Genomic DNA, 15,738 nt, shown 5'->3' on the forward strand with positions numbered 1-15,738 from the left:
TGGATCTCCTAATTACTCACAGGCGTGACAATTACACGAACGCCATTGGCTTCACCATATCTCACGGCTTGTTGAATATGCCTCCATTGGGTTGCATTCGTCGTTGCTGGAACAGCAACCCGGAGTTCTCGCACGTCAATCATCGAACTATCGAGAAATATTGTCGATCGATAATAATCCTCGAACTTGACAGCATCGTCCACATTCTTCTTTATTGAGGTATACAGCTGCCTCGGATTAATGATCTTGGATTCGGTCATCGTATCGAGTGTTTTCGCACTGATCGCCGTCCGGCTGATCCGGTCATAAAAGTCGAACGTCTTGAAGTCAGGCGGCAACCGCGTGCCTACCGGCAACCGCGTCTCCAAAAAGTCCTCCCACGGCATGCCCTGATTCTGAAGGCCACGCCCCCAGCCTATGCCCGTATCGGCATAGGCTTTCGCTACTGCATCGTCCGCGATCTTCAGTTCGGCCTGCGCGCTGCCCCAGCGACCGGCGGTCGCCATGGCCATCGTGTCAAAACCAAACTGTCCCGCTGCGGAGACCTGTTCGGGTGTGCCACCAAACGCTGCCGTGGCAGCGGCGGGGCCGCCAAAGAGCGGGCCGAGCATGCCCATTTCCAGGCGGCTCTTGTCGTAGGCGGTCAGGCCACCGACGAGCCCGGAATACATGGGCTCACCATCGTTTTGCGTGACCAGTCCCAGGGCGATGCCCGTGCCGGGACCGTTGGCGCCGAGGACTCCGCCCATACCTTGCGCCAACAACTCGTCGTACTTCGGCGTGCCCGGCTTCGTATCCAGCAACTGCTGGTAGATCGCCGGGTCCATCGTGTCTTTGTACGCTTCGGTCATCGCCACGCTTTGTTCCGCGCTAACGGCAGTCCAGTGATCTTCGACACGGCGCTGGCAGGCTGCATCGCCTGCACAACCGGCGACGTCGGCTTCCTTTTCGGTGCGCTGGTCGTGGCGCAGGTAGTTGTACTTCGTGCCGTCCAGCGCGACGGTGGCACCTTCGCCGCCGCCCACTACCGCGCCAACGGCCGTACTGGCGACCTGCATCATCGTGTCGTATTCGGGCGAGCCCGGGACGTAGCCCTGGCTGACCAGATAGTCCGCCATCGCCGGAATGACTTTCTGGTTGGCGGCGGCGGCCGCCGCGCCTGAGAGGGCGTCGCCGCCGCCCAGTGCGGATGCCGCTGCGCCGACCAGACCGTGCAGCACGGTGCGTTCGTTGCTGCCTTCGGGCCAGTGCATCTGATCGGCCAGATCACCGGCCGCACGGAAGCCCACCTCGCCGGCCAACTGGCCCATTTCCTGCCGCTGGGCCACCTTGTTCGGATCAAACACGTTGGTGAGCGCCACGTTGTCCAGCGAGGCATTGCGGTCGAGGCCGCTCAGGTCCTGGCCGGGATTATTTCGCACGACGATGGCGCCGTTGGCGATGGCCGACGTGGTCTCGCTGCTTTCGTTCTCGTGCTGGGGCACGGCCATGGACAGGGCTGCCCCGATGCCACCCGCGATGTTGCTGGCCATGGTGCTGCCGCCACTGACACTGATCTGCTTGGCGTCGTATCTGGAGACGTTGTGCAGGCTCTCGGTGATGAGGTTGCCGGTGTCCAGTCGGTTGTTGGCAGCGTTGGCCGTGCTGGCGATCTTGCCGCCCACCAGATGGGTCGTGCCGCCGACGTAGATGTCATAGCCACCCGCCCCGGCCTGGAGGCCGCTGACTTCGTTGACGCCGGTGTATTGGCTGTCGATGGTGCTCTTGCTGTAGTAGCCGCTGGCGCTGGCGAAGCCGCTCTGGGTGAGGCCGACCATCACCTTGCCGCCAGCCTGCATGGTCTTGCTTGCGTAGTCGTCGGTGTCCTGTTCGCTGCGGATCGTCAGGTGGTTGCCGACCGTCGCGACGATGCGCTCACCCGTGAGTTGCGCGCCCTGAAGCGTGGTGTCGTTGCCGCTGATAAGAGTGAGCGTGTCACCGGCATGGATGAGCGATTCGGCGTGAGTGGTGCCGTTGCCGCGCGCCTTGCCGTTGCCGATGCTTGCCTGTGCATACACGCCCAGGCCGTCGCTGCCGAAGCTGACACCAATGCCGCCGCTGCTGTTTTTGGAATCATTCTTCAGGCGGTGGTGCTCGGCCTGGCTCAGTACGTTCAGATCGTGTGCCGCCGCCAGCGCCACGTTCTTCCCGGCGATCTGACTGCCGATGATGGTGAGGTCTCCGCCGGTCGCCGCGATGGTGACGTCGCCCTGGCTGCGGATGTGGCTGCCCCGCGCGATGTCGTCGTGCGTGGTGGTCACCGTGCTGGCGCTGCTGCCGCCGATCTCTGCCTGGACGTTGATGCCCGAGGCGGCCATCGCATCGCCCGCACTGCCGGCGGCGGCGAGGTTGCTCGCCACGCCGATGCCATCGGCGACGGCGTAGGCCGCCTTGGCGGCGTACAGCGCTTTCAGGCGCGTATCCCCACTTCCCGTCGCGCGCTTTGTGCCATACACCGCATCCTGCACCAGACCCACGGTGGCCCCACCGAGCCCCCCGGTGATACCGGTCTGGCTGTGCTTTTCGTAAGCGCGGGTATCCACGGTGTCAACCGCTGCGTCGAGGGTCACCTGCTTGCCCACGAGGGTCGTGCCGGTCTGGCTCAACACATCGGTGCCAGTCAGGTGCAGGTTACCCGCCGCGCTGAGTGTCACCTGGCCATCGGTGGAACCGACCAGACTGCCCGTGTGGGTCAACTGGTCGATGCGCTCGCCACGGCTGTCCTTGCCTTTGCCGATGTGCTGGTTAAGACCATTGCGCGAGTAACCAGTGGTGGTGACCGTAGTGTCGTGGTCTTCCGTGTAGCGATTTTCGGCCGTGCCCAGCGAGAGATCGCGACCCGCCGCAAGCAACACATCGTGCGTGCCGGCGATCTGCGCCCCCTGACCGATCACATCGCGACCGGCGGCAACCGTGACCGCGTCGCCACTCAGCAGGGTGCCGCGCGCCACGCTCTGGTCGATGGACGTCTGTTTGACTGTCCGCTTGCCCTGCGCCATCAGCACACCGCCGTTGTCGAGGGTGACACCGGACTTCTTGACCGTCGTTTCGTGGGTTTCGCGATAGAGGTCGTGGGTGGCTTCCAGTCGCACATCACGAGCGGCGGCCACGGTGAGGTTGCCACTCGCCACCACATCCGCGCCCCGCACCACCACGTCCTGTCCCGCCGCCACGGTCACGTGGTCACCACGCAACAGCGTTCCGATGGCAAGACGATCATCGGTCGCATCCCGCGTGGTCGTCGTCGTCGACGACAGCAGCCCGGACTTTTTGCTGCGGCGGGTTTCTTCCCAGGTGTGGGTTTCCACACCGGCATCGAGCACCACGTCACGGCCCGCCGTGAGTGCGATGTTGCCCGCGTCACTGGTGAGGGTGGCGGCGGTGGTCTGCACGTCGCGCCCGGCGCTGACGATCACGCCGCCAGCGCCGTCGAGGGTCGTGCCGCGCAGGGCTTCGTCGTAGGTGGCGGTGGTGATGCTTGTCTTGCCCTCGCGGCGGGAGGCCTGGGTGGTGAGGGAGTCCGTCACCGCGTTGAGCACCACGTCGCGTCCCGCCGATAGCACGGCCACGTCGCCAGCCTTCACGGTGGCGCCCTGACTGAGCAGGTCGCGTCCGGCTGCCAGCATCGCGCTGCCGCCCGCCTGCACGGCGCTGGTGGTGTGAACGGTGGCCTGGCTGAGCGAGGTGGCGCTGCCCGCACTGGCCGTCTGCCGGGTGGCGTTCAGCGCCAGATCGCGGCCTGCCGTGAGTGACGCGTCACCCCCGGCAGTGAGCGTGGCGCTGTTCAGGGTGAGGTCGCGACCGGCGGCTACCGCCAGATCCTGCGCGGCATGCACGCCGCCGTCGAGACCGCGCGTGGCGGCATCGGCACGTCCGAGGTTGAGCAACGGCACGCCCAGGTCGAGTCTGGCCAGCCCCATGCCGGTGACGATGTCCTGTCCGGCAACCAGTGACACCTGGCCGCCGTCGATGCGACCGGCGTTGAGGATGGTGTGGCTGGCATCCACGCCCAGCGTGCCGCCCGCGCTGAGTGTTCCCGTATTCAGGAGATTGCCGGCCTTCAGCAGCGCGCTGTCGCGGGCGGCGATGCTTCCGGTGTTGGTCACGTTGCCGCTGGCGCTGAGGGCGACGGTGGCGCCGCTGAGCGATGCGCCGCTGGCGACCTTCTTTGCTGTGTCGGTCGCCAGGTACACGACCGGCACCAGCACCTGTTCGCCGTTGACCTCCTTGGACACCATCCACACGATGTCCCGGGTCAGCTGGGCCATCTGTTCCCCGGTGAGCGCCACACCCACGGCCAGCTGAAAGCGTTCGGCCGTCTGGACGCCCGCATCCATGAGGGCGCGGTATTGCGCCATCGCATCGCCGTAGTCACCCAGATAGCGCTGGCCGGTGAGCGAGGTGATCTGGTCAAGAACCAGGCGCTGTTCGTAGAACGCATCGCCCAGGCGCTTGAGCAGGCGGTCGCCTTCGATGCCCAGACGGGACAGCAGATAGTCGCTGCCCAAGAGACCGGCGCGGGTGGCGAAGCGCGGATCGGACTCGATCAGGTATCGCTGCCCCGCGCCCGGCCGGAAGGTGAACAGGCCACCGTCGCCCGGGCGAATGGGCAACGTGCCGACCGTTTGCGAACCCACGCCGCCCGGATCGGTGCCGCCGATGGCCCCGGCGTCGGCGTTCGCGCCCAGGGCCACGCCGCTGACCAGGTCGCTGTCTTCGCCCACATGCGTGTTGTCGATGGACTCACCGACGATCTCCAGCGCCTCACCGGCCGTGATGCGCGAGGCCAGCGAGAGGCCGGGGGGCAGCGTGATGAAGCTGTAGTCGCCATCCCCGGGCAGCGCGAGGTCGCTTTCGTGCCCGAATTCGCGGCGACCCTGATCGTTCCAGCACCATTTGGTACCGCCCGCGCAACGCTCTTTTTTCTGCATCGTGATCGAGCGGACCACGTGGTGACTGATTTCCGTCCAGGGCTCGAAAGCGATGTTCTCGATCCGCTCGCCGCCGATCCGACCCGTGGCCAGACCATGACCCTGCGCGGCACCGTTGATGATGAGGTGATGCGCGGCGGCAAGGGTGGAGGTGTGATTGCGCACCGAGCCGCTCAGCTGGATGTTGCCGCCAGCCACGATGCGCGATTCACCACTGTGCCGGCCCAGGCGATGGATGGCGGTGACGGTCCAGATATCGGTGCGCCGCATGTTCTCGGACTTGCAGCGCCAGTTGGACGGCTGACTGTTGCAAAAGTCGGTGGCCGTCGCGTCGTCCCATGGACTGAGGTAGGACTCGCTGCGCCGCGTGTTGGCGCGCTGCTCTTCCTCGGACAACACGTGGCGGTCGACCTCGAAGAGGCGGCGCTCGTTGGTGATCTGCTGGGCGGCCAGCACCATGGAGCCGTCCGCCTCGATGCTGCCCGAGCGGTTGAGGATGGCCTGCGACCGCGCGCCGCTTTCGTCGGCGGCGATGATGAGGTCACCCAGGCTGTAAAGATGCGCGTCGCGGTTGAGAACGGTGCCTCCCACGTACAGGCTCAGTCGCTCGGACGCGGCGACCAGCGCGGTGGTGTACGGATCGTTGCCGGTGATCTGGCCCAGGTCGACGCCGTTGGTGAAATTCCACGCCCGCACGGTGACGTTGTCGCCCACGAGGACGCCTTCGTTGACGACGTCGGTGCCCTGCACGGTCAGCGTGTCGCCTTCCAGTCGTCCCGCATTGAAGAGGCCGCCGCGAGCGCGCAGCACCGTGTGTGCGCTGCTGATGCGTGCACCCGCATCGTTGTGGATATGCGCGGCGTCCAGGGTGATGCCGCCCGCGCTGTCCAGCACCGCGCCGTGGCGGTTGAAAAAATGCCCGCCGAGCAGGAGCGAAAGCTGGCCGTTGGCCTTGAGCGTGGCGCCTGCCACGTGGGTGTAGTCGCCGGGCAGGCTCAGGGCCAGATCACGCCCCGCCACCATACGACCGGTGACGCCCAAGGCGCCCAGTTGCAAGGAGACATTCCCCTCGGCGGCCACCTCGCCACCCAGGTTCTCAAGCCAGGCCAGGGTGAGCCATACATCCCCACCCGCGCCAAACTTTCCCCAGGCATTGTGGAGCGAGCCAGCGCCGCCGTCCCATTGCAGCGACCCGGCCGCGTAGACCGTGCCGCCACCGTTTTCCAGCGAGGAAAGCCCCAGGCCCAGGTCGCGCCCCGCGACCAGCTTGCCGCCCTCGCGGTTATCCAGCGTGCCCGCGTGCAACTGCACGTCACCCTGACCGCCAAGCGTCCCGGCGACGTTGTCGATCACCCCGCTGGCTTCGATGCGCGTCAGGCCAACGCCGCCGTTGGCGATGCGACCCTGCCGGTTGCTGACCGACGTGGCGCGGATCACCAGTGCGTTGGCCACCCCCTCGCTGCCCGCCTCGATGCGTCCGCCCTGATTGTCCAGGACGCCGCCTGCGCTCAGCGTGACATCGCCACCGGACTGGATTGCGCCACGATTGAGCAGATTCCCGGCGACCGTTCCGGTCAAACCGATGGCTCCGTACAGCGTGCCCGCGTTGTTCACGTCGCCGGCATCCAGCAGCAGCGCCCCGTTACTGCCGATAAAACCCGTGCTGACCAGCGCGCCCACACGCAACGCCAGGGCTTGTGCGCCCAGTTGAGCGATGCGCCCGTCGGCATTGTCCAGCCGCGCCGCCTCGATGGACGCCCCCTGATCCGCCTGAATCGTGCCGCCGCCGTTGAGGATCGCATCGCGGGCCGACAGCACCACCGCATGGCCCACAAGCATGCCGGCCACGTTGTCGAGCGTGCCCGCCGCGCGCAGCGTCAGCGCCCCGGCCGTCGCGGTATCCGCGCCCTGGTGACGCAGATCCCCCGCCGTGGATTGCAGCACGATGTCCCCACCGGCTCGCGTCTTCGAGCCGGAGAGGTCCAGCGAGCCGCCCTGCAAGGTGAGTCCGCCCGCAGCAAGCTGGGTGCCATAGGCCATCAGCGCACCTTCGGCCACGGCGCGCAGCGTGCCGCTGCTACCCAATGAGCCGTCGCCCTGAACACCCGCACCCAGCACGCCGGTTGACAGTATCCGGCCCGCCGCCAGGTCCAGATGGCCCGCTGCCGCCAGGGTGCCCTCGTTGGTGAGTTGATCGGCCACCCGCCAGACGCTGTTGCCTGACGCGTAGACGCTTCCCGTATTGCGCGCACTGCCGGCGTGGACGTCGATACCGGCCCCGCTGTGCACGCTGCCGCTATTGTCGAGGGCACTGCCGTGCAACGTGATGGCGCCCTGCGAAGCGACCGAACCACGATTGGCGATGGCACCCGCGCTCAGTGTGATGGCACCGTGGGCGGACAGCACCCCGCCGTTATGGAGTTCGGACGCACGAATCGTCACGTTGCCTGCGGCGGCCGTGTTGCCCGCCAGCACCACGCGGCCGTCATTGAGGATGTCCACATCACCGAATTGCGCGGCGATATCGCCGCCGTTGTTGACGCCCAGGCCGGCCTCGGTGCCCACCAGACGAATGTGGCTGGCGTACAGCCCGCCGACAGCCGCCACGTCGAGGCTGACGCCCACCGCACTGCCATCGCTGTCGATGGGACGCGCGTCTCGCGTGGCGTAGTTCACCTCATTGGCACCGGTTACCACATGAAGCCGGTCAGCCCAGACTTTGGCGTTGACCTGCGCCGCGCGGGCAATCACCTCGAACGAGGTTGTGTTGCGCAAATCAATGGTGTCGCCGTTCAGCGACACCACGCCGCCGCGCACGCGAAACGCTTCCAGACTGCCCGAGCCGCCCATGACAGGCACCCCGGTGGTCAACGTCACCCGATCCGTATTGATAAAGCCGCAACCGGCGCACGTGATGCCGTTGGGATTGGCGACCACCACGTCGGCACGCGCGCCGGCCACTTCCGTATAGCCGCCCAGATGGCTGGGGTGGGTCGAGGTCACTTCATTGAGGATGATCCGCGCTGCCTGACCCGGCGCGAGATGGGGGTTGCCCAGTATCTGCCCCGCCAGCTGCGTGCCGACGATCCCCGTGCCGTTGTTGAGCACCAGCCCGCGTGGGTCCACGTTGTAGCGGTCATAGCGGTTATGCGACACACCGGCCGCGCTGGGCGCCACGATATTCACGATGGGCACGCCGTTGGCGGCGTGATCGAATCCGGGGCCACCTGGCTGCGGCGCAACCTGCGCGGCAAGTGACGGGGACAATCCCATGGCAATGGCCACGACAAGGCGGCGGACGGCCGGCGGGCGGCGTTTGATCTGGAACGATGTGTTCATCCGAAATATCCGTTTCCGAAAGAGGAGTCAGAGCTGATACGTGAGCTGAAAGCCGGTGGCCGGGCGCATGGAGTCCAGGGCGCGCGCACCCCGCCAGGCCCATCCGGCGAACGCATCCAGGCCGAAACGCCCTGCGCTGGCGCGCACGCCGACAAAGCTGCCGCTCAGGCTCTTGGGGGTATCGAAGGGTGTGCTGGGGCCGCCGATATGGCCGGTATCGAAGCCGAAGTAGACAGCCGCAGGCAGGGCGCCCAGCGGCAGTGTCAACGTGTTGCGCCAGTACCAGCCCCGTTCGCCAGCGAGCGTCTGCTCGCCATCGAAGCCGCGCACCGTGTATCGCCCGCCGATGGCGATGAACTCCGAGCCATAGAGCGTGCCGGCACTGCGTTGCGCACGCAGGTCGCTCGTCCATTGCGCCGACAGGCGCCCCATGCGAAACGGCACCGTGAGCGAGGCGTCCAGAATGTTCAGGTGATAGCCGAAACGGGGCGCGTTGGGCGCAAGGCCTGGTGCGTCGCGCTGGCCACCCAACCAGGACACGCCGTGCCGCCGCGCCAGACGCAGGTCAAGCCGGGCATGACCCAGATCCTGCCGTTGCACGAAGGCCACCTCCGCCGTGGTGACGTGGCGACGCTGCGTGATCAGCTCGACGTCTTCGATGAAACTGTGCGCCCAGCGTTTGCCCACACGGAACTCGATGGCGGATCGGCCATGACTTCCCCGATGGACCACACGCTGTATCGTGAGGTCGGCCGTGCGTGACTTGCCGCGCGACTGGAAGGATTGCAGGTAGCCGGTAATGGTCTGGCGATAGGCGTAGTCATACAGGGCCACCGAGAAGAGCCAATAGCCCTTCGGAACGCTGTAGCTCATGCTCATGCCGCTTGTGCCATGGCCCGCGCTGGCGGGAACGTTGCGATTCAGCCCCAGCGAGAAGAGGTCATTCAGGCGCAGCAGGTTGTCCATGGACAGGTTGACGCCCGCCTGTAGCCGGCCGGTGGATCGCGAGCCGGTGTCGTCCAGCGTGGCCACCGCATGCCATGGCCTTCCACGCTGAATCGTGAGGACGAGATCGGACTCGCCGGCCTGTTGTCCGGGCGCAATATCCACATTGGCATCCTGCGACGCCAGACGCTTCAGCTGCTCCAGTCCCTGCTCGATGTCGCGCAGATTCAGCACGTCTCCTTCGCGAAGGGGAAACGCGGTACGCCACGATGAGTCCGCCGCGCGTATGCGACCGATGGTCCCGGGCAGCAACTGGAAGCGCAGCACGCCCGGCCCCACCGCCTGCTCCGGAAGTGCCACTCGCGTGGTGACGTAGCCCGCGTCCGCCAGGATGGCCGCCGCGCGCGCACGTATCGTCTGTATGCCACTCGCGCCGAGACATCGCCCCTGGTACTGATCCAGATAGCGCTGGACGAACCGGAAGGTATCCGCGTGGGCACCTTCCAGGCGAAGGGTGTCAATGCGTACGCAATGCGCTTCCACAGGCAGGCCGGTACGGAACACAGGCGGCAGGGACGAACCCAGCCGTACGTCCGGCGCCTCGCGCTGCCCGGAACGCGCTTCAGCCTCACGCTGCGCGCGTTCGCGTTGCTCCTGCCTGTCCAGTGTGGTTTGCGCTACGGCCGGACACACCAGCCACAACGCGGCCGACGCCACGGCAAGACGTCGCACATACTGACGCCGTCTCGGCAGCGCCATGAAACTATTCATCCCTGATGTCCTATGACTTCCCCGGCTCCCCGCCGACGACGCCTAAGATGACGTGTATTCGTTATCGAAAATACGCGACAAATCTGAAAATGCGCACCAATATTCCGATCGCCGCGTGAGTCCGCGCAGCGGACTTGCATGGGAGAGGGCTTGCTCGTAAGGGGTCCTGCCGACGCGGCTCGTGGTGTTTCTGGTGCCGACGTTCAGTCCGCAACGCTGTCGCTGGCCCGGGCTGACCTGCGCGAAATCAAATACAGCACCGATCACGGCAAAGCGCGAAGCTAGATGGCTTGCGCCAGATCTTCTGTGCGCGCAACACCTGAGCAGGATTTCAACAGGTCATTACATCAGCGCCTACAACCGATGGCCGAGTGGCATCGTGTCATGCGCTGAGTAGGATCAAGGTTCGACCTGAATGATCACGCGTCTGCTTTTTTTCATTGCGTCGAGAAGATTCAACAACTCGACTCAGGGTTGAAGGCTCTTTAATGGCCGAGTGCCCATTGAACGTGCAACGCGGGGATTAACGTAACCCACACGGAGCAGAGGCGTGTCATGACTCAGACGGACATGAATGGCAACACGCAGGAACCTGTCACCCTCGAAAACAAAATGGACGCCTTTTACAGGCAATTCACGCTGGCTGAGGATGAGCTGCGGCCAGTATACGTATCCGGCTTCGTCGGCCCCGTCGAAGGTGCCGATATCGGCATCAACCGTAGCCTGCTTGATCCGGCCATACAGAAACAGACGTTGAAAGTGATCGTACCTTTCAATCCCGCCTTGAAGCCGCTCACTCTCATCAGTCTGTACTGGGGGGCAAAAGGGAAAACTCCCATCCTGGCAGGCAGCTCGTTTGCCAACAGCAAAAGCTACACGACGATCCTGGTGGCAGCAAACAAGGCTGTGGAAGGCTTCGGTGAGTTGTACTACACCATCAAGTCCAAAGCGGCTCCATCGCACAAGTTGACCACCTTCTACAAACGCACCCTGCCAGGTGGCCCAGATCGCCGCCCCAATGAGCCCTGGCACTCGGAACTGTCCAAACCGAAAAACGTCCCGGCGATCTTGCAGGGGCAATCTCTACCAAAAGTGCTCGACCTGGAAATTGCTCCCTACCCGAACATGCGGGTCAACGACCTGATCATCCTGAGTTGGGGCCAGTGCACGATTTCGCGCAAGGTGAACGCCAGCGAGGTCGGTAATCCCGTTGTGATACAGGTCGACGATGCCACGGTGCGCAGCGCCGGAAGTGGCAAGATCGAAGTGGTTTATCAGATTGTGGACGAAGTCCAGAATCTCTCGGAAAAGTACTCGGACAAGGCCATCGTTGAGGTTGACCTGAGTACTGCCGATAGCGAGGACAACCTGCGAGATCCAGCCTACGTTACCCTCGACGACGAAACCCCCGTTGATCGCGTGGAACTGGAAGCGCTGGAAGGCGACGACATCCTGGTGCACGTCTGGGCCTCTCGGCCAGGCTTCAAGCCCGACGACACCTTGCAGGTCAACTGGGCATGGAGCGACACGCTGGGCAACTCCGGACTTATCCAGCCCACAGCTCAGGTCATAGATAAACTGGCCTTCGAATACACATTCAAAGTGCCCTACGATCAGGCAGCAGCCATTGGCGGTGCCCGGGCCAACATCACTTACGTCCTGCTGCGCAAAGGTGCGGAAGTGGCCAGATCCTTGCCCACCACCCTGGACGTCATCGGAATCCCGGTCTACCTGGCCGCGCCGACCGTCGTAGAGGGCCCATTGGGTGTGCTGGACCCTTCGCTTCGTGAGATCCAGATATGTGTCCCGCGCTACTCGAATGCAGCTATTGGCGACCTCGTCACGTTCTACCTCGACGGGCAATTCGAAGACGGCAATCCATTCGCCTGGGAATCCACACTGAGCGTTAGCCGCTCCATTCTCAAGGGCACCGACGACGATGCCTTCATTACCTACAGCGTCGATATCCCGGACCTCGCCGGTGAACTGGACGTATGCTACGACGTGCGTAAGAAAGGCGTACCGGCTCTGCTCGACTCTGACATCCTGACCCTGCTGGTGAGCGACGCGCGCGAGGAACTGCCTGCGCCCTCCGTTCCCCTTGCAAACAATAATGTCCTGGATTCAAAAAAGATCCGAACCAGCGTTGCGGTTCAGATCGCGCCATACCCCGATATGTCTGTAGACGACATTGTCGTAGTCCAGTTTCGGGGCCAGAGTGCCACCAGCCAGTTCTCCGATACCGTGAGCGTAAATGACCCGAAAAAGCCGCTGAACGTTCTGATCCCCGCGAACATCATCGGCGCCAGCAAAGGCGAAGATGTCGAGATACGTTATCGGGTAGAAAGCAAGGAAGGCAAAAAGCGCTGGTCGGCCATATATCACTTGCAAGTCGACGTCCTGCCACCCACGTCGTTGCCGGCACCGGCAGTAGAAGCGGCGGTGGACGGAAAGTTCGATCCGTTACTCGCGCAAAGTGGCATGACCGTCAAGATCAGTTATCCGGGCATGTCTGTACTCGATACCCTGCAAGTCAATATCGACGGTAAGGCGCTCGATCCATCCATCACCGGAAGTGATGCCGGGGCCGTGTACTTCAGCGTTCCCAAAGCAAACGTTCTGGCAGCGATCAATCGTTCGATCGCCATTTCCTATGACTGGATGCGTGGAGAACAGGTTGTACGCTCAGCCGCCCTATCCTTGCAGATACAAAAAATCGACAGCGCCTTTCTACCCACACCTCAATTGATTGAGGCCAAAGACAGTAACGTGCTGGATCTGGACACCGTAAGGGACAACGCCACTGTCGTAGTAAAGCGCTGGCCGTTTATTGCCGCAGGGCAGATCGTCTCGCTAACGGCTACGGCCACCACTCCCGACGGTCAGAAACAAAGCGCCGTGTTGCTTGACCAACGTGCGTTGACGGCAGAACAGGCTGCCCAGGGGTTACAGGAGCCTTTGCCTCGTAATTTTCTGTCCAGTCTACCCGGCAACTCAAGACTGATAATCAACTGTACGGTCACCTGGCTGGAAAACCAGGCCGCTGAGCAAGCTCAGGAATTTCCGGCGCTTTTATTGACCATCAAAAAAATATTCATTGAAAGTACAAATCTTGCTGAGCAGGATCTCAATGGCTGGATATCGCCTGTTCTGGGACCACAGAATTTGTCCATCGTCAAAGCTGACGATGGCATCATGGTTCTGAGAAACAAATCCAATGTAGCAGGATATTTCAACCCAACAGAATATGCCGGATTCTTGACCCTTGAAAAACAACAACAATTAAAAAAAGGAGCGAGCTATCAGCTTTCCGTCTCGATTCGGAGATTTAGCAACAGCGGAAGTACGTTGCTTAAACTGGGCGTTGAGAATGGCGGCATAGGCTTGGGTAGTCCAAGAACTCCCATAGCCAATAGCACGTGGCAACAGATTTCCCTTAATTTTGTTGCACCATCCGATTCAGTTCGCATCTGGATGTTCTGCTATCTGGGCGGAGGGATGAGTGCTACCAATTACGAGATCCAGTCTCTGACGCTGCGGGAAATCACGTAACTCACCGCTGAGTCGTTCGCGATGCTGCGAACGACTCAGCGGCCGCCAAGCCGGCGCGCGTCGATCACGTTGGGCAATGCGTTGAGCCGGCCGAGCAACGTGGACAATTGCTCGTAATCCTTCACGCGAAGCGTAAAGCGCATTTCCACTTCCGCCGTGCGTACGTGCACGCGGCTGGAAGACGCCACGATGTGCGGACCCGAGTTGCTGATCGTGTTGGTCACGTCTTTCTGCAGGCCCTTGCGGTCGTAACCGCGAAGCTCGATGTCGATCTCGTACGCCTGCACTTCAACGCGACCCCAGCTCACGTCGATCACGCGTTCCGGGCTGCGGCGCGCCAGACGTTCCAGGCTGGCGCAATCGCCACGATGCACGGACACACCACGACCGCGGGTGATGAACCCGCGTACCGGATCGCCCGGCAAGGGCTGGCAGCAGCGCGCCAGCGTGGTCAGCAAATTGCCGACGCCCTCGATGCTCAACGCGCCACGGTCGTGCTGCGCCGCGCGCGATGCTACCGGCGAGCCGGATTGGGTGATCTCCGGCTCGACCGGCTCCTGCAATGAGCGCGCTACCTGGCCAAGCGTGACTTCGCCCAGTGCAATGGCGATGAACAGTTCGTCCTGCGTGCGCAGGCGGAAGTGGGTGCAGAGTTTGGCCGGGTCCACATCGTCCAGGGCGAGACGACGCAGTTCGCGCTCCAGCGCCGTGCGGCCCGCGATGACGTTGGCGTCATGCGCTTCGCGACGGAACCACGCGCGCACTTTTTCGCGCGCCCGCGTGGTGTTGAGATAACCGTGGTGGGCCGACAGCCAGTCGCGGCTGGGCTCGGACACCTTGGTGGTCAGGATTTCCACGCGATCACCACTGCTCGGCTGTGCCGTCAGCGTGGCGATGCGCCCGTTGATCTTGGCGCCGCGGCAACGATGCCCGACCTCGGTATGGATGTGATACGCGAAATCCAGCACGGTAGCTCCGCGCGGCATGTCGATCACTTCACCCTTGGGCGTCAGCACGTAGACGCGGTCTTCCATCAGTTCGGTGTGGAATTCCGCAGCCAGTTCGGCCTCGTCTTCGCCGCGCGGTTCCAGCAGCTTGCGCATCCACGCAATCTTGGCCTCGAACTCGGCATCGGCACCGCCGCCCTCCTTGTAGCGCCAGTGCGCCGCCACGCCCAGTTCGTTGGCGCGATGCATGTCGTGCGTGCGGATCTGCACTTCCAGCGTCTTGCCCTGCGGGCCGATTACCGCCGTGTGCAGCGATTGATAGCCGTTGCCCTTGGGGCGGGCCACGTAATCATCGAACTCGCCGGGAAGGTGCGGCCACAGGCTGTGCACCATGCCCAGCGACGCGTAGCAGTCGGCCACATTGCTGACCAGGATGCGTACCGCGCGTATGTCGTAGAGGTCGGAGAATTCCAGGTCCTTGCGCTTCATCTTTTTCCAGATGGAATAGATGTGCTTCGGACGCCCCGCCAGCTGCGCTTCGATGCCCGCGCCCGACAGCGCGCTTTGCAGATCATCGAGACAGGCGGCGATGAATATCTCGCGGTCGGCGCGGCGCTCGTCCAGAAGACGGGCGATGCGTCGGTAGGTATCCGGTTGCAGATAGCGGAACGCCAGATCTTCCAGTTCCCACTTCAACTGCCAGATACCCAGGCGATTGGCCAGCGGCGCATGGATGTCCGAGGTCAGCTGGGCCAGTTCGCGCCGGTCGGCATCGGCCAGCGACATGCCGGCACGCATGGCCGCCAGCTGGCGGGCCAACAACACGAACACCACGCGCAGGTCACGAATGATGGCCAGCAGAAGGCGACGCAGGCCTTCCGCGCCTGCGGGGCCCTTTTGCGCATGCAGCGCCCACACTTTTTCTGCTTCGCGCTGCCCATCGACCAACCGGCGCAGCGAGGGCGACCACGTCGGCGAATGCAGCGCCCAGGCGTCCGTGGAATCACGCACCAGAGCAAACCAGAGAGCCGACGCGCAGGTTTCGTCGTCGCAGCCCAGAAGCTGCAACAGTTCGATGACTGTTTCGGTTTCAGCACGCACGTTCACGGGAAGCGGCAGGGCGGCCTCGCGCGCACGCGCCGTCAGGGGCATGCTCTCGCTGCCCGTCCGGCCCTTTGCCGACTCCGGCGTTGTCGCGCCACCGCTTGCCATCA

General features: G+C 63.6%; 4 protein-coding genes. 1 reads left to right on the forward strand and 3 read right to left on the reverse strand.

Annotated features, from left to right (window positions below; genetic code table 11):
• Positions 1 to 8 precede the first annotated feature (8 nt).
• On the reverse strand, positions 9 to 8,309 hold the full coding sequence (locus tag FHW69_RS00740) for a hemagglutinin repeat-containing protein (RefSeq protein WP_183421088.1): 8,301 nt from the start codon (positions 8,307 to 8,309) through the stop codon (positions 9 to 11).
• Positions 8,310 to 8,336: 27 nt separating this feature from the next.
• Positions 8,337 to 10,025: a ShlB/FhaC/HecB family hemolysin secretion/activation protein gene (locus tag FHW69_RS00745; RefSeq protein ID WP_183421089.1), complete on the reverse strand. Its 1,689-nt coding sequence runs from the start codon at positions 10,023 to 10,025 to the stop codon at positions 8,337 to 8,339.
• Positions 10,026 to 10,580: 555 nt separating this feature from the next.
• Here FHW69_RS00745 and FHW69_RS00750 point away from each other — a divergent pair.
• Positions 10,581 to 13,577 (forward strand): hypothetical protein, encoded by a 2,997-nt coding sequence (locus FHW69_RS00750; protein ID WP_183421090.1) that lies wholly within the window; start codon positions 10,581 to 10,583, stop codon positions 13,575 to 13,577.
• Between the two features lie 35 nt (positions 13,578 to 13,612).
• Here the strand turns inward: FHW69_RS00750 and FHW69_RS00755 are convergent, their stop codons facing one another.
• On the reverse strand, positions 13,613 to 15,736 hold the full coding sequence (locus FHW69_RS00755; protein ID WP_255494475.1) for a bifunctional (p)ppGpp synthetase/guanosine-3',5'-bis(diphosphate) 3'-pyrophosphohydrolase: 2,124 nt from the start codon (positions 15,734 to 15,736) through the stop codon (positions 13,613 to 13,615).
• Between the last annotated feature and the right edge of the window lie 2 nt (positions 15,737 to 15,738).

Source organism: Luteibacter sp. Sphag1AF (genome assembly GCF_014192715.1).
GTDB lineage: Bacteria > Pseudomonadota > Gammaproteobacteria > Xanthomonadales > Rhodanobacteraceae > Luteibacter.

Excerpts from the sequence above, each read along its gene's own strand:
- FHW69_RS00740 (WP_183421088.1), bottom strand. The coding sequence starts at position 8,309 with ATGAACACATCGTTCCAGATCAAACGCCGCCCGCCGGCCGTCCGCCGC.
- FHW69_RS00745 (WP_183421089.1), bottom strand. The coding sequence starts at position 10,025 with ATGAATAGTTTCATGGCGCTGCCGAGACGGCGTCAGTATGTGCGACGT.
- FHW69_RS00750 (WP_183421090.1), top strand. The coding sequence starts at position 10,581 with ATGACTCAGACGGACATGAATGGCAACACGCAGGAACCTGTCACCCTC.
- FHW69_RS00755 (WP_255494475.1), bottom strand. The coding sequence starts at position 15,736 with ATGGCAAGCGGTGGCGCGACAACGCCGGAGTCGGCAAAGGGCCGGACG.